This is a genomic window from Stenotrophomonas sp. 2201_Sma, from assembly GCF_056486685.1.
The window spans coordinates 843,678-867,041 of sequence record NZ_CM151329.1; the positions used below are offsets into that span (position 1 = coordinate 843,678).

The window sequence follows — 23,364 nt, forward strand, 5'->3', positions numbered from 1 at the left end:
CGACAATGTTGCAACCCAAGCGAACCAAGTACCGCAAGGTACACAAGGGCCGTAACGAAGGCCTGAGCTGGAGCGCCAACGCTGTCAGCTTCGGCGAATACGGCCTGAAGGCAACCGCACACGGTCAGCTGACCGCGCGTCAGATCGAAGCGGCTCGCCGCTCGATCAGCCGCTACGTCAAGCGCGGCGGCAAGATGTGGATCCGCGTGTTCCCCGACAAGCCCATCACCAAGAAGCCCATCGAAGTTCGAATGGGTTCGGGTAAGGGTAACGTGGAATACTGGGTGGCCCAGATCCAGCCCGGCCGCATGATCTATGAAATCGAGGGTGTTTCCGAGGAAGTGGCTCGCGAGGCGTTCCGCCTGGCCGCCGCCAAGCTCTCGGTCACCACCACTTTCGTGACCCGTACGGTGCGCTGATGGATATCAAAACTCTCCGTGAAAAGTCGGCTGACGAACTCAAGGCCCACCTGATCGACCTGCGTAAGGAACAGTTCTCTGTCCGTATGCAGCAGGTCACCGGCCAGCTGCCGAAGACCCACGACATCCGCCGGGTCCGTCGCGAGATTGCTCGCGTCAAGACCCTGCTCGGCAGCACGAAGTAAGGATGGCCGCTATGAGCGACAATACTGAAAACAAGACGCTGCGCACGGTCGAAGGCCGTGTCGTCAGCAACAAGATGGACAAGACGGTTACCGTCCTGGTTGAGCGTCAGGTCAAGCACGCACTGTACGGCAAGTACATCAAGCGCTCGACGAAGCTGCACGCCCACGATGCCGACAACGCCTGCAAGGAAGGCGATGTCGTCCGCGTGACCGAGATTGCTCCGATGTCCAAGACCAAGAACTGGCGCGTGGTGGAAGTCATCACGCGTGCGGCTGAATAAGGAGTCTGAATCATGATCCAGATGCAGAGCTACCTTGACGTCGCGGACAATTCGGGTGCCAAGCAGGTGATGTGCTTCAAGGTGCTGGGTGGTTCCAAGCGCCGTTACGCCGGCATCGGCGACATCATCAAGGTCACCGTGAAGGATGCGATTCCGCGCGGCAAGGTCAAGAAGGGTGAAGTGTATGACGCCGTCGTGGTGCGTACCCGCAAGGGTGTGCGTCGCGCCGACGGCTCGCTGATCCGCTTCGACGGCAACGCTGCCGTCCTGCTGAACAACAAGCAGGAGCCGATCGGTACCCGTATCTTCGGGCCGGTGACCCGTGAACTTCGTTCGGAGAAGTTCATGAAGATCGTCTCGCTCGCTCCCGAAGTGCTGTGAGCGACAGGAGATAATCATGGCTAACCGTATCAAGAAGGGCGACCAGGTCGTCGTCAACACCGGCAAGGACAAGGGCAAGCAGGGCGAAGTCGTCCGCGTCGACGGCGACCGTGTGGTCGTCGCCAACGTGAACATCGTCAAGCGCCACACCAAGCCGAACCCGCAGGCAGGCGTTGCCGGCGGCGTGGTCGAGCGTGAAGCTTCGATCCATATCTCCAACGTGAATGTGCTGAACCCGGCTTCGGGCAAGGGCGAACGCGTTGGCTTCAAGGTGCTGGAGGATGGACGCAAACTGCGTGTGTTCCGCTCCAGCGGTGAGGCGCTCGACGCCTGAGGAATGAGAAGATGACTTCCCGTCTCGAAAAGTTCTACAAGGACGAAGTGGTGCCGGCGCTGATGAAGCAGTTCGGCTACACCAATCCGATGGAAGTGCCGAAGCTCGTCAAGGTCACCCTGAACATGGGTGTCGGCGAAGCGGCCACCAACAAGAAGATCCTGGAAAACGCCGTCGGCGACATGACCAAGATTTCCGGCCAGAAGCCGGTTGTCACCAAGTCGCGTATTTCGGTTGCGTCGTTCAAGATCCGTGATGGTTGGCCGATCGGCTGCAAGACCACGCTGCGTCGCCACAAGATGTACGAGTTCCTGGATCGCCTGATCAACATCTCGCTGCCGCGCGTGCGCGACTTCCGTGGTGTCTCCGGTCGTTCCTTCGACGGTCGCGGCAACTTCAACATGGGTGTGAAGGAACAGATCATCTTCCCGGAAATCGACTTCGACGCTGTCGACGCGATCCGCGGTATGGATATCGCCATCACCACCACTGCGAAGACCGACGCGGAAGCGAAGGCGCTGCTGGCAGCGTTCAAGTTCCCGTTCCGTAACTGATCCGTCGAGGAAACCGAAATGGCAAAGACCTCCATGGTCAACCGCGACATCAAGCGGGAAAAGCTGGCCAAGAAGTACGCTGAGAAGCGTGCTGCTCTCAAGAAGATCGTGTCCTCGGTGGACGCGAGCTACGACGAGAAGATCGAAGCTGCTGCCAAGCTGGCCAAGCTGCCGCGCGATTCGTCGCCGAGCCGCCAGCGCAACCGCTGCGAACTGTCCGGCCGTCCGCGTGGCGTCTACAGCAAGTTCGGCCTGGGCCGCAACAAGCTGCGTGAAGCCACCATGCGTGGCGACGTCCCGGGTCTGCGCAAGGCCAGCTGGTAATCCCAGCCGGTCCTGCGATCAGGCGTCCCTCCGGGGGTTCCTGAACCGGGGAGGGGAGGCATTCAGCCTCCCTTTCGCAAAAAACCCGAAGAGCCCGACGCAAGTCGGGCTCTTTTGGCGTATACTCCCGCGTCTTGCCCTGTGCAGACGGGGTTGTAGGGCGGGCCGCAGGTCCGCTGCATCAAGGGACCTGGCCCGTTTCCAGGAGACAACAGATTTTCGCGAAAGCGGATATCGGTGCACTCAAAGGTACTCATATGAGCATGACTGATCCCATCGCCGACCTGCTGGTCCGCATCAAGAATGCGGCCGCGGTTGGCAAGCAGACGGTGAAAGCCCCGTCGTCCAAGATCAAGGTTGCGATCGCCCAGGTCCTGAAGGACGAGGGTTACATCACCGACCTGCGCGTTACCCAGCTGGAGAACAACAAGGCCGAGCTGGAAATCGTGCTGAAGTATTTCGAAGGCAAGCCGGTCATCGCGACCCTGAAGCGCTTCTCGCGTTCGGGCCTGCGCCAGTACCGCGGCAAGAGCGAGCTGCCGAAGGTCATGAACGGCCTGGGCATCTCCATCATTTCCACCTCCAAGGGCATCATGACTGATGCGCAGGCGCGCCAGCTGGGCGTCGGCGGCGAAGTCCTGTGCTTCGTGGCCTAAGGCGAAAGGAGTAGAACTATGTCCCGCGTAGCCAAGAAGCCGATCGACCTGGGTAAGGTTGAACTGAACGTCCAGTCGGAAAGCGTCACCGCCAAGGGCCCGAAGGGCACCCTGTCGCTGGCCAAGCCGGCCGGTATTGCCATCAACGTCGACAACGGCGTTGCCACCCTGAGCACCGAGAACGTCGAACTGGTCGCACTGACCGGTACCGTGCGTGCGATCCTGGCCAACATGGTCAAGGGCGTGTCCGAAGGCTTCGAGCGCAAGCTGGAGCTGGTCGGCGTGGGTTACCGCGCTGCCATGCAGGGCAAGGACCTGAGCCTGTCGCTGGGCTTCTCGCACCCGGTCGTGTTCGTGGCGCCGGAAGGCATCACGCTGTCCACCCCGACCCAGACCGAGATCCTGGTCCAGGGCGCGGACAAGCAGGCCGTCGGTGAAGTTGCCGCCAAGATCCGTGCGTTCCGCAAGCCGGAGCCGTACAAGGGCAAGGGCGTGAAGTACTCCGACGAAGTCATCATCCGTAAGGAAGCCAAGAAGGCCTAATAGGCGCTTCCGCTTTCATAGGAAAAACATCATGAACAAGAACATCGCCCGCCTGCGTCGCGCCAAGTCGACCCGCGCCCACATCCGTGAGCTCGGCGTCGCCCGCCTGTCGGTGCTGCGCACCGGCCAGCACCTGTATGCCCAGGTCTTCACCGCCGACGGTTCCAAGGTGCTGGCTGCCGCCAACACCACCCAGACCGACGTCAAGGAAGGCCTGAAGAGCGGCAAGAATGTCGATGCCGCCGCCAAGGTTGGCCGCATCGTCGCTGAGCGTGCCAAGGCCGCCGGCGTCGAGAAGGTTGCCTTCGATCGTTCGGGTTACCGTTACCACGGCCGTATCAAGGCCCTGGCAGAGGCTGCCCGCGAAGCCGGCCTGCAGTTCTAAGGGATCGGGGCAGGGGGCCGATGGCCCCCTGTCCGCCTGCTCGCCAGCCTGAGCGAGGCTGGACGGCGCCATTCTTCTGTAGTGGCCCACCGGAACGACGCGTCATTCCACAACCATAAGCGGCCCTGAGCCGTACATACCCAACAACCAAGGAATCAACATGGCAGAAGAGCGTCAGCAGCGGGGTCGCGATCGCGACCGTAACCGCGAAGAGAAGATCGACGACGGCATGATCGAAAAGCTGGTCGCGGTCAACCGCGTCAGCAAGACCGTCAAGGGTGGTCGCCAGTTCACCTTCACCGCCCTGACCGTGGTCGGCGACGGCGAAGGCAAGGTCGGTTTCGGTTATGGCAAGGCCCGCGAAGTGCCGGTCGCCATCCAGAAGTCGATGGAACAGGCCCGCAAGAACCTGGTCAGCGTTGACCTGAACAACGGCACCCTGTGGCACACCATCAAGGATGGTCATGGCGCAGCCCGCGTGTTCATGCAGCCGGCTTCGGAAGGTACCGGCGTCATCGCCGGCGGTGCCATGCGCGCCGTCCTGGAAGCGGTTGGCGTGAAGAACGTGCTGGCCAAGGCCACCGGTTCGCGCAACCCGATCAACCTGGTGCGTGCCACCGTGAAGGGCCTGTCTGCAGCGCAGTCGCCGGCCCGCATCGCGGCCAAGCGCGGCAAGAAGGTGGAGGAACTCAACCATGGCTAATGAGTCCAACAAGACTGTGAAGGTGCGCCTGGTGCGCGGCCTGCGTGGTGCTCAGTCGCGTCACCGCCTGTCGGTGCGTGCCCTGGGTCTGAACAAGCTCAACGATGTGCGTGAACTGAAGGACAGCCCGCAGGTTCGCGGCCTGATCAATACCGTTCACTACCTCGTCAAGGTTGAGGAGTAATCGATCATGACTCTGCGTCTCAATGAACTGAGCCCGGCACCGGGCGCCCGTACCGAGCGCACCCGCGTCGGTCGCGGTATCGGCTCGGGCCTGGGCAAGACTGCCGGCCGCGGCCACAAGGGTTCGTTCGCCCGCAAGGGTGGCGGCAAGATCAAGGCCGGCTTCGAAGGCGGCCAGACCCCCATGCAGCGTCGTCTGCCGAAGATCGGCTTCCGTTCGCCGATCGCCAAGGACACCGCTGAAGTGCTGCTGTACCAGCTGGACAAGCTGCCGGCCGGCGAGATCGACTTCGCCGCCCTGCGTGCCGCCAAGCTGGTCCCGAGCACTGCCAAGAAGGCCAAGGTCGTCGTCAAGGGCGAAGTGACCAAGGCGTTCACCCTGAAGGGTGTTGCTGCCACGGCCGGTGCCAAGGCTGCGATCGAAGCTGCCGGCGGCAGCGTAACGGAGTAAGAAAATCATGGCGCAAGCTGGCATCGGTAACCTCGCGGGCGGAATGGGCAAGTTCACTGAACTTCGCCAACGTTTGCTGTTCGTCGTCGGGGCTTTGATCGTCTATCGCATCGGCTGCTACGTGCCGGTGCCGGGCGTCAATCCCGATGCCATGCTTGCCATGATGCAACAGCAGGGCGGCGGCATCGTGGACATGTTCAACATGTTCTCGGGCGGCGCCCTGCACCGTTTCAGCATCTTCGCGCTGAACGTGATGCCGTACATCTCGGCATCGATCGTGATGCAGCTGGCCGTGCACATCTTCCCCGCCCTGAAGGCGATGCAGAAGGAAGGTGAGTCCGGTCGCCGCAAGATCACCCAGTATTCGCGCATCGGCGCCGTGCTGCTGGCAGTGGTGCAGGGCGGTTCGATCGCTCTGGCCCTGCAGGGCCAGGTCTCGCCGTCGGGCGCTCCGGTCGTGTACGCGCCGGGCATGGGCTTCGTGCTCACCGCCGTGGTCGCGCTGACCGCCGGCACCATGTTCCTGATGTGGGTCGGTGAGCAGGTCACCGAGCGCGGCATCGGCAACGGCGTGTCGCTGATCATCTTCGCCGGTATCGTGGCGGGCCTGCCGGGCGCGGTCATCCATACCTTCGATGCCTACCGCGACGGCAACATCCAGTTCATCCAGCTGCTGCTGATCGCCATCGTCGTTCTCGCCTTCACCTTCTTCGTGGTGTTCGTCGAGCGCGGCCAGCGCCGGATCACGGTCAATTACGCGCGCCGCCAGGGCGGTCGCAATGCGTACATGAACCAGACCTCGTTCCTGCCGCTGAAGCTCAACATGGCCGGCGTCATCCCGGCGATCTTCGCCTCGAGCCTGCTGGCCTTCCCGGCCACCCTGGCCATGTGGTCCGGCCAGGCGGCCAACCAGAGCAGCTTCGGCCAGGTCCTGCAGAAGGTCGCCAACGCGCTGGGTCCGGGCGAGCCGCTGCACATGATCGTGTTCGCTGCGCTGATCACCGGTTTCGCGTTCTTCTATACCGCGCTGGTGTTCAACTCGCAGGAAACCGCCGACAACCTGAAGAAGTCGGGCGCGCTGATTCCGGGCATCCGTCCGGGCAAGGCCACCGCCGACTACATCGACGGCGTGCTGACCCGCCTGACCGCAGCCGGCTCGGCCTACCTAGTGATCGTCTGCCTGCTGCCGGAACTGATGCGCACGCAGCTGAACGCCTCGTTCTACTTTGGCGGTACCTCGCTGCTGATCGTGGTGGTGGTGGTGATGGACTTCATCGCCCAGGTGCAGGCGCACCTGATGTCCCACCAGTACGAGAGCCTGCTGAAGAAGGCCAACCTGAAGGGTGGCAACCGCGGCGGTTTTGCCCGCGGCTGATTCGCCTGTTATACTTTCGTCTTCCTGACGTGATGGTCCCTCCGCTTCGCGGACTCCGGCCACACAAACGAAGGGCGGCCCCCGCAGCGGTTCCGGGTGGGGGTGTGATGAGGTGGTCCCGCGCAGGAGTAGCGCGGGCGGCCCCGGGAGACCTCCCGGGATCAACCCCATCCGGCGCCGGAGCCTGGGCACACTCCCCAGGCCGGGTTCATGAAACCTCTGGTTTCACGGGCTTCCATGTAAACCGGAACCTTGTTAGTATCGCTAGTTCACTTTTTTGATCCATCCTGCCGGATTGGCGTGCCCGAGGCGCGCTGTCGGCCATCACTCAGCTGGAGAACCGCGTCATGGCGCGTATTGCAGGCGTCAACCTGCCAGCCCAGAAGCATGTCTGGGTCGGGTTGCAAAGCATTTACGGCATCGGCCGTACCCGTTCGAAGAAGGTCTGCGAAGTCGCAGGCGTCGCTTCGACCACCAAGATCCGCGATCTGTCGGAGCCGGAAATCGAGCGCCTGCGCGCCGAAGTCGGCAAGTACATCGTGGAAGGCGATCTGCGCCGTGAGATCGGCATCGCGATCAAGCGCCTGATGGACCTGGGCTGCTACCGCGGCCTGCGTCACCGTCGTGGCCTCCCGCTGCGTGGCCAGCGCACCCGTACCAACGCCCGCACCCGCAAGGGTCCGCGCAAGGCGATCAAGAAGTAAGGGACTGAGAAATGGCTAAGCCCGCTGCTAAGACCAAGAAGAAGATCAAGCGCGTCGTCACTGACGGCGTTGCCCACGTCCACGCTTCGTTCAACAACACCATCGTCACCATCACCGACCGCCAGGGCAATGCTCTGTCGTGGGCGACCTCCGGTGGCGCTGGCTTCCGCGGTTCGCGCAAGTCGACCCCGTTCGCTGCCCAGGTGGCTGCCGAGAAGGCCGGTCGTGCTGCGCTGGACTACGGCGTGAAGTCGCTGGAAGTCCGCATCAAGGGCCCGGGTCCGGGCCGTGAGTCGGCCGTGCGTTCGTTGAACAACGTCGGCTACAAGATCACCAACATCATCGACGTGACGCCCATCCCGCACAACGGGTGCCGTCCGCCGAAGAAGCGTCGCGTCTAAAGGGAGCGATAAGAAATGGCTCGTTATATCGGTCCTACCTGTAAGCTCGCCCGCCGCGAAGGCGCCGACCTGTCCCTGAAGAGCCCGGCGCGTGCGCTGGACTCCAAGTGCAAGCTGGAGCAGAAGCCCGGCCAGCACGGCGCCACTGCCCGCAAGGGCAAGCTGTCCGACTACGCCACCCAGCTGCGTGAAAAGCAGAAGGTCAAGCGTATCTACGGCCTGCTGGAGCGTCAGTTCCGCAACTACTACAAGAAGGCCTCGACCAAGAAGGGCAACACCGGCGAGAACCTGCTGCAGCTGCTGGAAACCCGCCTGGACAACGTCGTCTACCGCATGGGCTTCGCCGTGACCCGTCCGGCTGCCCGCCAGCTGGTGTCGCACCGCGGCGTCACCGTGAATGGCAAGTCGGTCAACCTGGCTTCGTACCAGGTCAAGGCTGGCGATGCCATCGCGCTGTCCGAGAAGGCTGCCAAGCAGCTGCGCGTCCAGGAAGCCCTGACCGTCGCCGCACAGCATGACCTGAGCCCGTCGTGGGTTGAAGTGGATTCCGGCAAGTTCACCGGCATCTTCAAGGCGGTTCCGGATCGTTCGGATCTGCCTGCGGACATCAACGAAGCGCTGATCGTCGAGCTGTATTCGAAGTAATTCACATTGGAGAGCCCCCGGCGACGGCCGGGGGTTCACTAGGAGAACCCGCAACATGACGGTTACCGCCAACCAGGTTCTGCGTCCTCGCGGTCCGCAGATCGAACGCCTTACCGACACCCGTGCAAAGGTCGTTATCGAACCTTTGGAGCGGGGTTACGGGCATACGCTGGGCAACGCCCTGCGTCGCGTGCTGCTGTCGTCCATCCCGGGCTTCGCCATCACGGAAGTCGAAATCGACGGCGTGTTGCATGAGTACACCACGGTCGAAGGTCTGCAGGAGGACGTGCTCGAAGTCCTGCTGAACCTGAAGGACGTGGCCATCCGTATGCACTCCGGCGACAGCGCCACCCTGTCCCTGTCCAAGCAGGGCCCGGGCGTTGTCACCGCTGCCGACATCAAGGTCGACCACAATGTGGAGATCCTGAACGGCGACCATGTGATCTGCCACCTGACCAAGGATACGGCAGTGAACATGCGTCTGAAGATCGAGCGTGGTTTCGGCTACCAGCCGGCTGCTGCGCGTCGTCGTCCGGACGAAGAAACCCGTGCCATCGGCCGCCTGGTCCTGGATGCCTCGTTCTCGCCGGTCCGCCGCGTCGCCTATGCCGTGGAAGCGGCCCGCGTCGAACAGCGTACCGACCTGGACAAGCTGGTCATCGATATCGAGACCAACGGCACCATCGATGCCGAGGAAGCCGTGCGCACCGCCGCCGACATCCTCAGCGATCAGTTGTCGGTGTTCGGTGACTTCACCCACCGCGACCGCGGTGCGGCCAAGCCGGCCAACAACGGCGTGGATCCGGTGCTGCTGCGCCCGATCGACGATCTGGAACTGACCGTGCGTTCGGCCAACTGCCTGAAGGCTGAAAGCATCTACTACATCGGCGATCTGATCCAGAAGACCGAAGTGGAGCTGCTGAAGACCCCGAACCTGGGCAAGAAGTCGCTCACCGAGATCAAGGAAGTGCTGGCCCAGCGTGGCCTGTCGCTTGGCATGAAGCTGGAGAACTGGCCGCCGGCCGGCGTCGCCAGCCACGGCATGCTGGGCTGATAAAGCCTCCTGCTGTACCCGAAGGCTCCACCGTCAGCGGTGGAGCCTTCACCGCAAGATGCCATGACGAACCGCAGGTTCGCGGGCAGGTCGTCCAGGACGGGCGGCCAGGACCATCCGCAGTCCGTGCAGCAACGCCAGGATGGCGACAACGATCCACACAGCCACATCATTAACCAAGGAATATCACCATGCGTCACCAGAAGTCTGGCCGTAAGTTCAGCCGTACCAGCGCCCACCGCGAAGCGATGTTCAAGAACATGGCCGCCTCGCTGTTCAAGCACGAGCTGATCAAGACCACCCTGCCGAAGGCCAAGGAACTGCGCCGCGTCGCCGAGCCGCTGATCACCCTGGCCAAGGTCGACTCCGTTGCCAACCGCCGTCTGGCCTTTGCCCGTCTGCGTGACAACGAAGCCGTGGGCAACCTGTTCACCATCCTGGGCCCGCGCTACGCGAACCGTCCGGGCGGCTACCTGCGTCTGCTGAAGTGCGGCTTCCGTGCCGGCGACAATGCTCCGATGGCCTATGTCGAGCTGGTCGACCGTCCGGCCGTGGCCGAGGAAGTGGCCGAGTAATCGGACCGCTCCAACGCGAAACAGTGAAAGCCCGGCATCTGCCGGGCTTTTGCGTTCTGGTAGCGCCGGGCGATGCCCGGCGTTTACGTTTCCGCTGCACTCGCCGGGCATGGCCCGGCGCTACCTGCGAAGGGAAGTGGCCCGCACCGTTCCGACGAGCGTCACCGGCAGCGGTTCGAATGGCAGGCGCGGTCGGTTACGCTTGGCGCCTGATCCATTCGAGCATTCACGATGAATCCTCTGCGCTGGCCCTTCCGCGCCCAGTTCCTGCTGGGCTTCCTGATCTGCGTGGGCCTGCTGGGCTATGCGATTTTCCTGCAGCTGAAGATGGGGCTGGAGCCGTGCCCGCTGTGCATCTTCCAGCGGCTGGCCTTTGCCGCGCTCGGCCTGCTGTTCCTGCTGGGCGCACTGCACGGCCCGTCGAACCGGCCGGGACGGGTGACGTACGGCATCCTTGCCTTCATTGCGGCAGCCGTCGGCGTCGGCATCGCCGCGCGCCATGTCTACGTGCAGATGCTGCCGCCGGAAATGGGTGCCACCTGTGGCCCGCCGCTGAGCTTCCTGCGCGAGACCATGGGCCCGTTCGAGGTGTTCCGCACGGTGCTGACCGGTACCGGCAACTGCGGCAACATCGACTGGACCTTCCTCGGACTGACCATGCCGATGTGGTCGGGCGTGTGGTTCGTGCTGCTGGGGCTGTGGGCACTGCTGGTGCCGCTGCGCAGGGTCAGGCGCTGAGTAACTGACGCGCCCCAGCAGAGCCGGGCATGGGCTCGGCTCTGCCGGGGGGCAGCGACATCGATCAGAAATCCTGCTGCAGGCTGAGATAGGCGCCGCGTCGCGGCCCCCACTGGGGGGCGAACACGCCTACGCCGCCGCCATCGCGCAGCTGATAGCTGCGATCCAGCGCGTTGACCAACGCCAGCTGTGCATGCAGCGGATGGCCGCTGTCGGGGTTGAAATCGTGGCCAGCACTGAGGTTCACCTGCAGGTAGGACGGCAGCTCGCCCCCATTGGGTACGCTTTCGGTGTCCGAGCGCAGGCCACTGCCGAACACGTAGTTGGCACCGATCCGGTTGTGTCCGGCGAAGGCATAGCTGACACCGCCCGACGAGGTCAGCTTCTGGTCGTGGTCCAGGTGGATCCAATGGTCGGCCACGTAGGCCAGGGCGTCCGGGTCGAGGTTGTACTGGCCGGTGATCACCTGGGTGCCGATCGCCTTGTTGTATGCAGCGTTGAAGTAGGCGCTGAACGGTCCGTCGCTGTAGTCGGCGCTGAACTCCAGGCCGCGGATGTGGCCGCGACGATAGTTGAACGTTGAATAGAGGTAGGCGGCGCCGAACTGGCCTTCATCCTGCAGGCGGGCGACACGCCGGTCATACGCATCCACGCCGAGTGTCAGGTGCTCGCCGATCTGCTGCGAGATGCCGATGTCGTAGTAGTCACTGCGCTCGGCCAGTGGCGTGGCGTTGCCATCGCTGGGCTGCTGGTTGCTGGTGCCGTCGTACAGCGTGATGTCGTCGCGGGCGATCAGCTCGCTGGCCGGTGGCGTGAAGTAGCGCGAATAGCCTGCGTGCAGGGTGGTGCTGTCGCTGGCATTCCAGACCACGCCCAGGCGCGGGCTGAGCTGGCCTTCGGTGCGTCCGAAGGCCGTGTAGCGGTCGCCGCGCAGACCATAGTTGACCGTCCAGTCGTCTCCGATCTTCCACTCGTCCTGCACGTAGAGCGCCAGCGTGCTGGCGTGGAAAGCACTCTGGTCGGGAATCATCAGGGGCGTGGTGCTGGCCTGCTGGCCGGCGTCGTCAACCGGGAACACCCAGCTGCTGCTGTGGGCCCGCGCGGTCTCATGATTGCCGTACAGGCCATAGCGCAGCGTGTGATCGCTGCCCAGCGGGGTGGAAACGTCGGCCTGCACGGTGTTGGCGCGGTTGCTGCGCTGCACCTGTGAAGCAACACCGCTGAACACCAGATCGCCCGCCACATCGGGATTGAACCCGACATCGCTGTAGCGTTGGCCGGCCGACAGCTGGTACGCGCTGGCGCCCAGCGTCCCCTGCAGCACCAGCATGCCGAAGCGCGTGGTCTCGCGCTGGGTCTCATCCAGCTGGCTGGAGTCGAACGTGGAGGTATCGAGGTAGCCGAACTGCGGTGTCTGGCCCGGGTTTACCGGAATCTGGAAGCGGTTGTTGGCAATGCCGGCGAACACGCTCACGCGCGTGTTCTCGTCCAGCAGATAGGTGAGGTCGGCGAACGCCTTGCCCTGGTGGGTGTCGTCGTGCAGCGGCCGGCGCGAGTTCGTCGGGTTCTCCAGGCCGACCTCGTTCTGGTCGTAGTTGCCGGTCAGGAACCAGCTCCAGCGTCCCTGGTTGCCCCACCAGGAGGCGTTGGGATTGACCTTGCCGAACGACCCGGCAGTCAGTCCGGCGCTGCCGCCGTTGCCCAGTTCGGCGCCACTGCGGGTGGTGATGTCCACCACTGCGGCGGTGCGTTCGCCGAACTGCGCCGGCAGTGCGCCATCCATCAGCCGGATGCTCCTGATGGTTCGCGCATCCAGGGTCTGGCCGAAGCCGGAGATCGATTCGGGCAGCAGCACGCCGTTGATGCGGTACTGCAGGTTGGCGTGATCACCACGCACATGGACACCGCCGTAGGAATCCTGGACCACGCCCGGGGCCTGCAGCAGCACCTGGCTGAGTGCGGCGGAGGCGCCGAGCGGCTGCTTCTGGATGTCCTCTGCGGTGATCTGGTACTGGCTGCTGCCGATGTCCGGCGACAGCGCGTTGCGGGCCTGGTCGAGGTGGGCGCTGACGGTGACCGCATCCAGGTTCTTTACTGCGGGCCCGGCGTCATCCGCGGCCGCGGCAAGATTGGGCGTGCTGGCCAGGGCCAGGGCGAAGGTGATGCCGGTAGCGAGGCGTGAGGGCTTCATGGGAGAGAGCAGGAGCCTGGGGCGGGGAGGGGGCCGATCCATGACGGTGAGTGTTACTCCGTAACAGATCATGCGCCTGTGGCGGTGCCTCCGGCCATGCGGTCTGTGGCTGCTCGGCGCGTGCTTTCCCTGGCGTTCAGGCATCGGGCCGGAACGGCTGGCCCTTTGCGGCGGCGGCCGGCTCTGCGACGATGACCGTCCCCCACCCCGGAAGTCTGCAATGAGCCTGTCCGCCGTTTCACCGGTTCCCGATCCTGCCGCAACCGCTGCGGGTGCTGCCTGGTCGCCGGAGAGCTGGCGCGGCAAGACCGCACTGCAGATGCCGACCTATCCCGACCCGGTGGCGCTGGATGCTGCCCTGCATGAGCTGAAGCGGCTGCCCCCCCTGGTGACCTCGTGGGAGATCCTGGCGCTGAAGCAGCAGCTGGCGGAGGCGCAGGAGGGCAAGCGCTTCCTGCTGCAGGGCGGCGATTGCGCCGAGAACTTCAGCGACTGTGAGTCCGGCACCATCTCCAATCGGCTGAAGGTGCTGCTGCAGATGAGCCTGGTACTGGTGCATGGCCTGCGCCAGCCGGTGATCCGCGTCGGCCGCTTCGCCGGCCAGTACGCCAAGCCACGCTCGGCTGATACCGAGACCCGTGATGGGGTGACGCTGCCCAGCTACCGGGGCGATGTGATCAATGCGCCGGCCTTCACCGAAGCCGCGCGCCTGCCCGACCCGAAGCGGATGCTGCAGGCCCACGCGCATTCGGCGATGACGATGAACTTCGTGCGGGCGCTGATCGATGGCGGCTTCGCCGACCTGCACCACCCCGAGTACTGGAACCTGGACTGGGTGCGGCATTCGCCGCTCGCCGCCGAGTACCAGAAGATGGTGGCATCGATCGGCGATGCCGTGCACTTCATGGAAACCCTGGCCGGTGCCCGGGTGCACAACCTCAACCGCATCGACTTCTACACCTCGCACGAAGCCCTGCTGCTGCCCTACGAGCAGGCGCTGACCCGGCAGGTGCCGCGCCAGCAGGGCTGGTTGAACCTGAGCACGCACTATCCCTGGATCGGCATGCGCACGGCGGCGCTCGACGGCGCGCACGTGGAGTACCTGCGGGGCGTGCGCAATCCGATCGCGATCAAGGTTGGGCCGTCGGTTTCGCCGGACCAGCTGCTGCGCCTGATCGATGTACTCAATCCGGACGACGAGCCGGGGCGCCTGACCTTCATTCACCGCATGGGCGCGACGCAGATAGCCGAAAAGCTGCCGTCGCTGCTGGAAGCGGTCAAGCGCGATGGCCGCCGCGTGCTGTGGGTGTGCGATGCCATGCACGGCAACACCGAGAGCACCGCCAATGGGTTCAAGACGCGCCGCTTTGACAACGTGCGCCGCGAGGTGGAGTTGTCGTTCGATCTGCACGCCGCGGCGGGTACGCGCCTGGGCGGCGTGCACCTGGAGCTGACCGGCGAGGACGTGACCGAATGCACCGGTGGCGCGCGCGAGCTCACCGAGCGTGATCTTGAGCGCGCGTACCGTTCCACGGTCGATCCGCGGCTGAACTACGAGCAGTCGCTGGAGATCGCGATGGCGATCGTGCGCAAGCAGGAACAGGTGCGGTAAGGGTTTTTCGGCAGGGCTTGCAGCCCTGCACCTGCGGAGTCAACGTCAACGTCAAATGCGGGCATTCCTTGGGATGGCGGGGCAGTGTCGGAGTGCGGGGACGCCGTGAATCCGTCCATGGAGGCTTGGCAGCCGCATCCATGCGGCTGACACCCCGCACTCCGACACCGCCCCGCCTCTGGCAGACGTCCACGGCTGTTGGATCCACGCCATGCGTGGATGAATCTCTGTCCGATATCGAAATCAATCCGGGGTCAGATCCGTTTTCCTGCGGAAAACGGATCTGACCCCAAGAGCCATTCCGACAGATCCCGAAAATCTGTCGAAGGCGGGGTGGGTCCGGTGGCGGGAGTGTCCGCGGCATGGATGCCGCGGCCAAGCCCCCATGGATGGGTTTACGGCGTCTCCCGCCACCGGACCCACCCCGCCATCCCGCAGGAAATCCGCTTCTGCTTCGGCAGTTGCAGTTGCAGTTGCTCCAGCGCTCAGCAGGTGCAGGGCTGCAAGCCCTGCAGGCCAACACCCTGCTTACGAACGACTGACGTGACGCTCATGCGCCATGCGCGAGGCTGTCCGCTGCTGTTCAAGTGGAGGTGGCAACCGTGCACTGGCAAAGCGCACAGGCATATGCATGGCCGCTGGGTCTGGCGGCGCTGGTAGGCGGCATCGGCGCCTGGCTGATCCTGTGGATCTATCACCGGCTGAAAGGGCGTGATCGCCGGCGCGCGCGCATCGGTCGTGTGCTTGGTCTGCCAATGGCGACCGCATGGCCCTTGCTGCTGCTGATCCCGGCGCTGCAGGCCACGCCACTGCAGGAGCCTCTGCTGGGGCATCTGCAGCACGGGCTGCACATCGCGCTGACGGCCTGTTTCATCTGGCTGCTGGTGCGCGCGGTGGCCGCCGGCGAGCGTGCGATCCTGCGCAGTCATCCCATCGACGTCTCGGACAATCTGGAAGCCCGACGCATCCAGACCCAGACGCGGGTGCTGAGCCGCGTGCTGATGGGCGGCATCATCGTGCTCGGTGCATCGCTGGTGCTGCTGACATTCCCGATGGTGCAGAAGATCGGCGCCGCCCTGCTGGCCTCGGCCGGTCTGATCGGGCTGGTCGCGGGCATCGCGGCCAAGCCGGTGTTCGGCAACCTCATCGCCGGCCTGCAGATCGCAGTGACCCAGCCGATCCGGCTGGATGATGTGGTGATCGTTGAAGGCGAGTGGGGGCGCGTGGAGGAGATCGGCAGCAGCTATGTGGTGGTACGCATCTGGGACGAGCGGCGGATGGTGGTGCCGCTGACCTGGTTCATCGAGAACCCCTTCCAGAACTGGACCCGGCGCAGCGCCGATCTGCTCGGCGCGGCGTTCCTGTGGCTGGACTACCGCGCGCCGATCGCGGCGATCCGCAGCGAACTGGAGCGCATCTGCCGCGGCGAGGCGCTGTGGGATGGACGGGTCTGCGTGACCCAGGTGACCGAAACCAGCGAGCGGGCAATCCAGGTGCGCCTGCTGGTCAGTGCACGCAGCTCCGGCGATGCCTTCGATCTTCGCTGCCTGGTGCGCGAGCGCATGCTGGATTTCCTGGCGCGCGAGCATCCGCAATCACTGCCGCAGCTGCGCGCGCGGTTGCAGCGCGAGGATGAGCTGGACATGCCGCGCGCACCGCGTGCACGTACGGCAGATGTGCGTTCACCCGGGGCGGAGGACGGCGAGGCCGCGATCGCACCGGTGGAACCGGACCCCGACCGCTAGCGCCGGGACGTGCCCGGCGAGCGCAGCGGTACCGCCCGGTCCGCCGGGCAGCCCGGGCAGCCCGGGCAGATCAAGGCTCGCCAGTGTCGATCAGGGTGTCGGTTTCGAAATGAGGTGGACGGCGCGCACGCGTGCGTTGCTCGTAGGCGTAGGCCATTTCGATCAGCTTCGGCTCGCTCCAGGCCGTGCCCATGAACAGCAGGCCGACCGGCAGGCCGTTGATCTGTCCCATCGGCACGCTCAGGCTGGGGTAACCCGCCACCGCTGCCACGCTGTAGCTCTCACCCGGGAAATCGTCGCCTTCGCGGCGGATGGGCCAGGCTGTGCCGGTGGTCGGTGCAACCAGCGCATCCAGCTGGTAGGCAGCCAGGACGGCGTCGATGCCTTCCGGCCCGGCCAGGCGCCGCGCATCGCTGCGCGCACGGATGTAGGCAGGGTCGGCCAGTCCGGCAGTGGCGTTGGCCTCCAGCAGCAGTTCCTGGCCGAACAGGCCCAGTTCCTGCGGCGCCTGGGCCTAGTTGAAGGCGATGAGTTCGCCAAGACTGCGCAGGGGCGCGCGGTAGGTCTTGAAGTAGCGCTCCAGCCCGGCCTTGAACTCATGCAGCAGCACGACCCGCTCGGCTTCGGCCCAGGCACCCGGGTCGGGCAGTTCCACCGGCACCACCACCGCGCCCGCACGGCGCAGTTCGGCGGCGGCCTGATCGATCAGCGGTGCCATGCCACGGTATGTCAGCAGAGGGGTCTGCAGCAGGCCGATGCGCTTGCCGCGCAGGCCTTCGGGGTCCAGGCGCGCGGTGTAGTCGTAGACCGCGCGGCCGGGCATGGTGGCCGTGGCGGGGTCGGCATCGTCCCGGCCCGCGATCGCCGTCAGTACGGCCGCGGCGTCGGCGACGCTGCGCGTCATCGGCCCGGCGGTGTCCTGGCTGAAGGAGATCGGGATGATGCCTTCGCGGCTGACCAGGCCGACCGTCGGTTTCAGGCCGACGATGCCGTTGATCGCGGCCGGGCAGACGATGCTGCCGTCGGTCTCGGTGCCGATCGCCACACTGGCCAGATTGGCGGCCACCGCTACCGCGCTGCCGCTGCTGGAGCCACAGGGCGAATGGCTGAGACGGTACGGATTGCGGGTCTGGCCACCGCGCGCGCTCCAGCCCGACACCGAATCGTTGCCGCGGAAGTTGGCCCACTCGCTGAGATTGGTCTTGCCCAGCACGACCGCGCCGGCCTCGCGCAGGCGTCTTACCAGGTAGGCATCGGCGGGGCGGAAACCCTGCAGCGCGAGCGATCCGGCGCTGGTGGTCATGGGCGCGGCGTTGATGTTGTCCTTCAGCAGGACCGGAATGCCATGCAGCGGCCCGCGCAGATGGCCGTCCCGGCGCTCGCGATCGCGTTCACCGGCTTCCCGCAGGGCATCCGGGTTGAGTTCGATGACGGCACGCAGGCGCGGCCCGGCGCGATCCAGCGCAGCGATGCGCTGCAGGTAGGCGTGGGTCAGCGTGGTGCTGTCCAGTTCGCCGGCCACCATGCGCGCCTGCAGGTCGGCCAGGTCGGTCTCGGCGTAGGGGAAGGGCACGTTGCGGCTCGCGGGTTCGGCGGCGTGGGCGCTGGTCGTGGCCGGGCTGCAGCCAACAATGAACAACGCGGGCAGCGCGATGAGCAGGCAGGTCAGCAGAGGCGGCAAGGACGGGCGCATGGGGCGGCTTGGTCGGCTCCAATGCCCAGTGTAGCCGCTGCTCAGTGGTGGCGCTTGCGCAGGTCGCGGGCCAGGACGTAGACCACGAGCAGGTTGATCGCCAGGATCGTCCAGGAGGGCCAGCCGGGGTGGCGGACGATGGCGAAGACATCGAAGGGCAGATACAGCGCGGCGGTCAGGCAGCCCAGCCAGGAGGCCCAGGCCCTGGCCCGCCAGAGGCCCCAGGCTTCCACCAGGTGCAGCAGGCCGTAGCCGATCATCGCCGCCGCCGCCAGGTGCACGGCGTCGGGATTGATCATGTTCAGGAGGGAGGGCAGGGTGCCGTGATCCGGGTCCAGGCTGAAACGCCGGATCAGGGCATTGACCCCATCGCGGAGCGGCTGCGGACCGAGCACTTCAAGCCCGGTCGCAGCCAGCAACGCCAGCACCGCCTTGCTCGCTTCGAGCAGGGCGATGACGTGGAGGCCCGGATGCCGGTGTGGATCCGGGTTGTAGCCGCTCTGGCTCACGGTCCGGCTCAGCCGCCGCGCGAAGCCTTCTTGCGGTCGCTTTCGGTCAGGAACTTCTTGCGCAGCCGGATTTCCTTCGGAGTGATCTCGACCAGCTCGTCGTCCTCGATGAAGTCCAGCGCCTGTTCCAGCGAGTACTTGATCGCCGGGGTCAGCTGGATCGCATCGTCCTTGCCCGAAGCGCGCATGTTGGTCAGCGGCTTGGTCTTGATGGCGTTGACGGTCAGGTCGTTGTCCTTGGAGTGGATGCCGACCAGCTGGCCTTCATACACATTGTCGCCTTCAGCAGCGAACAGCTTGCCGCGTTCCTGCAGCGGGCCCAGGGAGTAGGCCGGAGTCACGCCCGGGGCATTAGCGATCATGACGCCGTTGATGCGCTTGGCGATTGCGCCCTGTTCCTTCGGACCGTAATGGTCGAACACGTGGAACAGCAGGCCCGAACCCTGGGTCAGGGTCTTGAATTCGTTCTGGAAGCCGATCAGGCCACGGGCCGGGATCGAGTATTCCAGGCGCACGCGGCCCTTGCCGTCCGGTTCCATGTTCTTCAGCTGGCCCTTGCGGGTGCCCAGCTTTTCCATCACGCCGCCCTGGTGCACTTCTTCCACGTCCACCACCAGCTGTTCGATCGGCTCCATCTGCTGGCCGTCGATTTCCTTGATGATCACTTCCGGACGCGACACGGCCAGTTCGTAGCCTTCACGACGCATGTTCTCGATCAGCACCGACAGGTGCAGTTCGCCACGGCCGGAGACCAGGAACTTGTCGGCGTCCTCCAGCTGTTCGACCTTCAGCGCCACGTTGTGGACCTTTTCACGGTCCAGGCGGTCCTTGATCTGGCGGCTGGTCAGGAACTTGCCACCGGACAGGTCCTTGTTGCCCGCGAACGGCGAGTTGTTGACCTGGAAGGTCATCGAGATGGTCGGCTCGTCCACGGTCAGCGCCGGCAGCGCTTCCGGGGTGTCCGGGTGGCAGAGGGTGTCGGAGATGGTCAGCTCCGGAATGCCCGAGATCGCCACGATGTCGCCGGCTTCAGCGGTGTCCTGCTCGATGCGCTCCAGGCCCAGGAAGCCCAGCACCTGCGCGACCTTGCCGTTGCGCTTCTTGCCTTCACGATCGATCACCGTGACCTGCATGTTCTTCTTCAGGGTGCCACGCTGGATGCGGCCGATGCCGATCACGCCCACGAAGTTGTTGTAGTCCAGCTGGCTGATGCGCATCTGGAAGGCACCTTCCGGATCCACTTCGGGCTTCGGCGCGTGCTTCATGATCGCTTCGTAGAGCGGGGTCATGTCGCCATCGCGGACGGTGTCTTCCAGGCCGGCATAGCCGTTCAGGGCCGACGCGTAGACGATCGGGAAGTCCAGCTGCTCGTTGGTCGCGCCGAGCTTGTCGAACAGATCGAACACCTGGTCGATCACCCAGTCCGGACGCGCGCCCGGACGGTCGATCTTGTTGACCACCACGATCGGCTTGAAGCCCATCGCGAAGGCCTTCTGGGTGACGAAGCGGGTCTGCGGCATCGGGCCGTCCATCGCGTCGACCAGGATCAGCACGGTGTCGACCATCGACAGCACGCGCTCGACCTCACCGCCGAAGTCGGCGTGGCCGGGGGTGTCGACGATGTTGATCCGGTTCTTGATGCCGGTCTTCTTGTCTTCCCAGGTGATGGCCGTGTTCTTGGCCAGGATGGTGATGCCGCGTTCCTTTTCCTGGTCGTTGCTGTCCATCACGCGCTCGGCGAGGACGGTACGCTCGGACAGGGTGCCGGACTGCTTCAGCAGCTGGTCGACCAGGGTGGTCTTGCCATGGTCGACGTGGGCGACGATGGCGATGTTGCGAAGATTTTCGATGGACATACGAAAGGGGGCCAGTCGGCGCCGGATTTGGAAAAAGAAGTCCAACATTATACGTCGAACTTGACGATTCGCGAAAAGCTGGATTCCGGCCCGCCCGGGAGCCCCATTCAGCTGGCCGTCGGGGCCCCGCCGGCGGCGCCCCTCCAGAGCCTGAAGCGTCGCCCTGCGCCGATGGTCGAAGCCGCCGCCGCCACGAGCCGGGTGTAAACTAGGTGGCTAGACGCCTTTCCCTTTGCAACAAGGATCTTCATGTCCCTCATCGCCACTTTCGACACCACCCAGGGCCCGATCAAGGTCGAGCTGTTCGCTGACAAGGCGCCGCTGACCGTTGCCAACTTCGTGAACCTGGTCAAGCACGGCTTCTATGACGGCCTGATCTTCCACCGCGTGATCGCCGACTTCATGATCCAGGGCGGTTGCCCGCAGGGCCGTGGTACCGGTGGCCCGGGCTACAAGTTCGAAGACGAGAAGAACGGCGTGAAGCATGAGGTCGGCTCGCTGTCGATGGCCAATGCCGGCCCGAACACCAATGGCAGCCAGTTCTTCATCACCCACATCAAGACCGATTGGCTGGATGGCCGCCACACCGTGTTCGGCAAGGTTCTGGAAGGCCAGGCCATCGTCGATTCGGTCAAGCAGGGCGACGTGATTCACTCGATCACCCTGGAAGGCGACGTCGACGCCGCGCTGGCCGCACAGGCTGACCGCGTGGCCGAGTGGAACAAGATCCTCGCCGCCTGACCCCCTTCCGAGACGGCCACCCACGGGTGGCCGTTTCCCTGTTCTCCGCCGCCTGCCAGGCCCACCGGGCCACGCCCGCGGCGTCCCATCAAACGCTTGCAAGCAAGAGGAAACCCCCATGAAAGCACCCGTTCGTGTTGCCGTGACCGGCGCCGCCGGCCAGATCGGTTATGCCCTGCTGTTCCGCATCGCCTCCGGCGAAATGCTGGGCAAGGACCAGCCGGTCATCCTGCAGCTGCTGGAGCTGCCGGTGGACAAGGCCCAGGCCGCCCTGAAGGGCGTGATGATGGAACTGGAAGACTGCGCCTTCCCGCTGCTGGCCGGCATGGTCGGCACCGACGACGCTGAAGTGGCGTTCAAGGATGCCGACATCGCCCTGCTGGTCGGCGCGCGTCCGCGCGGCCCGGGCATGGAGCGCAAGGACCTGCTGCTGGAAAACGCCAAGATCTTCACCGCGCAGGGCGCGGCGCTGAACAAGGTCGCCAGCCGTGACGTGAAGGTGCTGGTGGTCGGCAACCCGGCCAACACCAACGCCTACATCGCCATGAAGTCGGCACCGGACCTGAAGCCGGAAAACTTCACCGCCATGCTGCGCCTGGACCACAACCGTGCCCTGAGCCAGCTGTCGGCCAAGCTCGGCAAGCCGGTCGGTGGCATGGAAAAGCTGGTGGTGTGGGGCAACCACAGCCCGACCATGTACCCGGACTACCGTTTCGCCACCGCCGATGGTGCTTCGATCGCCGATGCGATCAACGACCAGGAGTGGAATGCCAACACCTTCATTCCGACTGTCGGCAAGCGCGGCGCGGCGATCATCGAAGCCCGTGGCTCGTCCTCGGCGGCTTCGGCGGCCAATGCCGCGATCGACCACGTGCGTGACTGGGTGCTGGGCAGCAACGGCAAGTGGGTCACCATGGGCGTGCCGTCCGATGGTTCCTACGGCATCCCGGAAGGCGTGATCTTCGGCTTCGCCGTGACCACCGAGAACGGCAAGTACACCCTGGTCAAGGATCTGCCGATCGACGACTTCAGCCAGAAGTACATCGACAAGACCCTGGCCGAGCTGGAAGAAGAACGCGCCGGCGTTGCCCACCTGCTGGGCTGATGCCGCGGGTGCCGGTCTGGCCGGCACGCAGCTGACAGAAACGGGGAAGCTTCAGCTTCCCCGTTTTCATTTGGAGTTCCGCAGAACCGCATGATCCACCTGCATTACATCGATGACGCGCTGCTGGTGGTGGAAAAGCCCGCTGGCCTGCTGTCCGTGCCTGGCCGTAGCGCGGAGAACCAGGACTGCGTGGTGGCCCGCCTGCAGGTGCTGTACCCGGACGCGCTGACCGTGCATCGGCTGGACCAGGTCACCTCCGGTCTGCTGCTGCATGCACGGGGCAAGACGACGCAGGCCGCGTTGTCGATGCAGTTCGAGCAGCGCAGGGTGGGCAAGTGTTACGAAGCCGTCGTGCAGGGTGTGATCGAAGGTGATGCCGGCGAAGTGGATCTGCCGCTGATCGTGGACTGGCCGAACCGGCCGAAACAGAAGGTCGACCATGAACACGGCAAGCCTGCGCTGACGCGCTGGCGCGTGCTGGCCCGCGATGTTGAAGCGCAGCGCACGCGCGTGGCGCTGGAGCCGGTGACCGGGCGCAGCCATCAGTTGCGCCTGCACATGGCCAGCCTGGGTCATCCGATCGTCGGCGATGTGCTGTATGGCGCCGCACCGGCGCAGCGCGTGCATCTGCATGCGCGCAGCCTGCACTTCACCCACCCGGTGACGGGCGACGCGCTGGCGTTCGAGTCCGCCACTCCGTTCTAGCAGGGCAAGGGGGGCGGCAGGGCTGCGCCCTGCACCTGCTACGAGCCAGGGCAACGTCAGATTCAACGTCAAACGCGCGCTGTCCGTGGGGTGGCGGGGCGGTGTCGGAGTGCGGGGACGCCGCAAGTACGTCCCTGTAGGCTTGGCCGCGGCATCCATGCCGCGGACACCCCGCACTCCGACACCCCCCACCTTCGGCAGAATGCCGTGATCTGATGGATCCACGCCACGCGTGGATGAAATCTGTCAGATATCGGAATAGATAGTGGGTCGGATCGTTCCGACAGATCGCAGGAAACTGTCGAAGGCGGGGTGG

General features: G+C 64.8%; 28 protein-coding genes and 1 pseudogene. 25 read left to right on the top strand and 4 right to left on the bottom strand.

All coding sequences use genetic code 11. The features are described 5' to 3' along the window. Window positions 1-5: 5 nt before the first annotated feature. From rplP to ACZLIF_RS03905, 20 genes are all read left to right on the top strand, one after another. Window positions 6-419, top strand: coding sequence for a 50S ribosomal protein L16 (rplP, locus tag ACZLIF_RS03810; RefSeq protein WP_053519743.1), 414 nt, complete (start codon window positions 6-8; stop codon window positions 417-419). Further along, window positions 419-604 carry a 50S ribosomal protein L29 gene (gene rpmC / locus ACZLIF_RS03815; RefSeq protein ID WP_004154487.1) on the top strand — a complete coding sequence of 62 codons (186 nt, stop codon included), beginning with the start codon at window positions 419-421 and terminating at the stop codon, window positions 602-604. The genes rplP and rpmC overlap by 1 nt, the downstream gene beginning before the upstream one ends. 11 nt (window positions 605-615) lie before the next feature. Beyond that, window positions 616-885 carry a 30S ribosomal protein S17 gene (gene rpsQ / locus ACZLIF_RS03820; RefSeq protein ID WP_053519744.1) on the top strand — a complete coding sequence of 90 codons (270 nt, stop codon included), beginning with the start codon at window positions 616-618 and terminating at the stop codon, window positions 883-885. A 12-nt stretch (window positions 886-897) separates the two neighbouring features. Further along, window positions 898-1,266, top strand: coding sequence for a 50S ribosomal protein L14 (rplN, locus tag ACZLIF_RS03825; RefSeq protein ID WP_010483978.1), 369 nt, complete (start codon window positions 898-900; stop codon window positions 1,264-1,266). A gap of 16 nt (window positions 1,267-1,282) precedes the next feature. Next, window positions 1,283-1,600, top strand: coding sequence for a 50S ribosomal protein L24 (gene rplX / locus ACZLIF_RS03830; protein ID WP_053519745.1), 318 nt, complete (start codon window positions 1,283-1,285; stop codon window positions 1,598-1,600). 11 nt (window positions 1,601-1,611) lie between these two features. After that, a complete protein-coding gene (gene rplE / locus ACZLIF_RS03835) occupies window positions 1,612-2,154 on the top strand; it encodes a 50S ribosomal protein L5 (RefSeq protein ID WP_053519746.1) in 543 nt (180 codons plus the stop codon). 18 nt (window positions 2,155-2,172) lie between these two features. Further along, entirely contained in the window at window positions 2,173-2,478 is a 306-nt protein-coding gene (gene rpsN, locus ACZLIF_RS03840) for a 30S ribosomal protein S14 (protein WP_053519747.1), read from the top strand. Window positions 2,479-2,735: 257 nt separating this feature from the next. Beyond that, on the top strand, window positions 2,736-3,134 hold the full coding sequence (rpsH, locus tag ACZLIF_RS03845) for a 30S ribosomal protein S8 (protein WP_005415417.1): 399 nt from the start codon (window positions 2,736-2,738) through the stop codon (window positions 3,132-3,134). A gap of 18 nt (window positions 3,135-3,152) precedes the next feature. Then, complete coding sequence (gene rplF, locus ACZLIF_RS03850) at window positions 3,153-3,677, top strand: 50S ribosomal protein L6 (RefSeq protein ID WP_053519748.1); 525 nt, start codon at window positions 3,153-3,155, stop codon at window positions 3,675-3,677. Between the two features lie 31 nt (window positions 3,678-3,708). Next, window positions 3,709-4,062, top strand: a complete 354-nt coding sequence (gene rplR, locus ACZLIF_RS03855; protein WP_053519749.1) for a 50S ribosomal protein L18 — start codon at window positions 3,709-3,711, stop codon at window positions 4,060-4,062. A gap of 160 nt (window positions 4,063-4,222) precedes the next feature. Next, the gene (rpsE, locus tag ACZLIF_RS03860) at window positions 4,223-4,765 is read left to right on the top strand and encodes a 30S ribosomal protein S5 (RefSeq protein ID WP_005408213.1); all 543 of its coding nucleotides are present in this window, start codon (window positions 4,223-4,225) and stop codon (window positions 4,763-4,765) included. After that, window positions 4,758-4,949: a 50S ribosomal protein L30 gene (gene rpmD, locus ACZLIF_RS03865; protein ID WP_004145412.1), complete on the top strand. Its 192-nt coding sequence runs from the start codon at window positions 4,758-4,760 to the stop codon at window positions 4,947-4,949. Before rpsE ends, rpmD begins: the two co-directional genes overlap by 8 nt. A gap of 6 nt (window positions 4,950-4,955) precedes the next feature. Next, window positions 4,956-5,399, top strand: coding sequence for a 50S ribosomal protein L15 (rplO, locus tag ACZLIF_RS03870; RefSeq protein ID WP_053519751.1), 444 nt, complete (start codon window positions 4,956-4,958; stop codon window positions 5,397-5,399). 7 nt (window positions 5,400-5,406) lie between these two features. After that, the gene (secY, locus tag ACZLIF_RS03875; protein WP_005415420.1) at window positions 5,407-6,774 is read left to right on the top strand and encodes a preprotein translocase subunit SecY; all 1,368 of its coding nucleotides are present in this window, start codon (window positions 5,407-5,409) and stop codon (window positions 6,772-6,774) included. Window positions 6,775-7,121: 347 nt separating this feature from the next. Beyond that, a complete protein-coding gene (rpsM, locus tag ACZLIF_RS03880) occupies window positions 7,122-7,478 on the top strand; it encodes a 30S ribosomal protein S13 (RefSeq protein WP_004154500.1) in 357 nt (118 codons plus the stop codon). An 11-nt stretch (window positions 7,479-7,489) separates the two neighbouring features. Then, window positions 7,490-7,879 (top strand): 30S ribosomal protein S11, encoded by a 390-nt coding sequence (rpsK, locus tag ACZLIF_RS03885; RefSeq protein WP_004145443.1) that lies wholly within the window; start codon window positions 7,490-7,492, stop codon window positions 7,877-7,879. Between the two features lie 15 nt (window positions 7,880-7,894). Continuing rightward, window positions 7,895-8,524 carry a 30S ribosomal protein S4 gene (rpsD, locus tag ACZLIF_RS03890; RefSeq protein ID WP_004145446.1) on the top strand — a complete coding sequence of 210 codons (630 nt, stop codon included), beginning with the start codon at window positions 7,895-7,897 and terminating at the stop codon, window positions 8,522-8,524. Window positions 8,525-8,579: 55 nt separating this feature from the next. Next, window positions 8,580-9,578: a DNA-directed RNA polymerase subunit alpha gene (locus ACZLIF_RS03895; RefSeq protein ID WP_004145453.1), complete on the top strand. Its 999-nt coding sequence runs from the start codon at window positions 8,580-8,582 to the stop codon at window positions 9,576-9,578. Window positions 9,579-9,769: 191 nt separating this feature from the next. Continuing rightward, entirely contained in the window at window positions 9,770-10,153 is a 384-nt protein-coding gene (rplQ, locus tag ACZLIF_RS03900) for a 50S ribosomal protein L17 (RefSeq protein ID WP_053519752.1), read from the top strand. Between the two features lie 231 nt (window positions 10,154-10,384). Beyond that, on the top strand, window positions 10,385-10,891 hold the full coding sequence (locus ACZLIF_RS03905) for a disulfide bond formation protein B (RefSeq protein ID WP_053519753.1): 507 nt from the start codon (window positions 10,385-10,387) through the stop codon (window positions 10,889-10,891). Between the two features lie 64 nt (window positions 10,892-10,955). Here the strand turns inward: ACZLIF_RS03905 and ACZLIF_RS03910 are convergent, their stop codons facing one another. Next, a complete protein-coding gene (locus ACZLIF_RS03910) occupies window positions 10,956-13,082 on the bottom strand; it encodes a TonB-dependent receptor (protein ID WP_128988937.1) in 2,127 nt (708 codons plus the stop codon). Window positions 13,083-13,302: 220 nt separating this feature from the next. Here ACZLIF_RS03910 and ACZLIF_RS03915 point away from each other — a divergent pair, with 220 nt between their 5' ends. Both ACZLIF_RS03915 and ACZLIF_RS03920 read left to right on the top strand, forming a co-directional pair. Next, the gene (locus ACZLIF_RS03915; protein ID WP_053519755.1) at window positions 13,303-14,694 is read left to right on the top strand and encodes a class II 3-deoxy-7-phosphoheptulonate synthase; all 1,392 of its coding nucleotides are present in this window, start codon (window positions 13,303-13,305) and stop codon (window positions 14,692-14,694) included. A gap of 602 nt (window positions 14,695-15,296) precedes the next feature. After that, window positions 15,297-16,439, top strand: a complete 1,143-nt coding sequence (locus ACZLIF_RS03920) for a mechanosensitive ion channel family protein (protein ID WP_128988933.1) — start codon at window positions 15,297-15,299, stop codon at window positions 16,437-16,439. Between the two features lie 70 nt (window positions 16,440-16,509). Here the strand turns inward: ACZLIF_RS03920 and ACZLIF_RS03925 are convergent. From ACZLIF_RS03925 to typA, 3 genes and pseudogenes are all read right to left on the bottom strand, one after another. Next, window positions 16,510-18,132, bottom strand: a pseudogene (locus ACZLIF_RS03925) (amidase). Window positions 18,133-18,173: 41 nt separating this feature from the next. Further along, window positions 18,174-18,641 (bottom strand): DUF2127 domain-containing protein, encoded by a 468-nt coding sequence (locus ACZLIF_RS03930; protein ID WP_065176006.1) that lies wholly within the window; start codon window positions 18,639-18,641, stop codon window positions 18,174-18,176. Between the two features lie 8 nt (window positions 18,642-18,649). Then, the gene (typA, locus tag ACZLIF_RS03935) at window positions 18,650-20,497 is read right to left on the bottom strand and encodes a translational GTPase TypA (protein WP_053520332.1); all 1,848 of its coding nucleotides are present in this window, start codon (window positions 20,495-20,497) and stop codon (window positions 18,650-18,652) included. A 249-nt stretch (window positions 20,498-20,746) separates the two neighbouring features. On the opposite strand from typA, the gene ACZLIF_RS03940 reads away from it, so the two are divergent. The 3 genes from ACZLIF_RS03940 (at window position 20,747) to ACZLIF_RS03950 (ending at window position 23,048) form a co-directional block, all read left to right on the top strand. Beyond that, on the top strand, window positions 20,747-21,238 hold the full coding sequence (locus ACZLIF_RS03940) for a peptidylprolyl isomerase (protein ID WP_053520333.1): 492 nt from the start codon (window positions 20,747-20,749) through the stop codon (window positions 21,236-21,238). A gap of 118 nt (window positions 21,239-21,356) precedes the next feature. Beyond that, a complete protein-coding gene (locus ACZLIF_RS03945) occupies window positions 21,357-22,343 on the top strand; it encodes a malate dehydrogenase (RefSeq protein WP_005415428.1) in 987 nt (328 codons plus the stop codon). Between the two features lie 90 nt (window positions 22,344-22,433). Then, entirely contained in the window at window positions 22,434-23,048 is a 615-nt protein-coding gene (locus ACZLIF_RS03950; protein WP_128988931.1) for an RluA family pseudouridine synthase, read from the top strand. The last annotated feature ends 316 nt before the right edge of the window (window positions 23,049-23,364 follow it).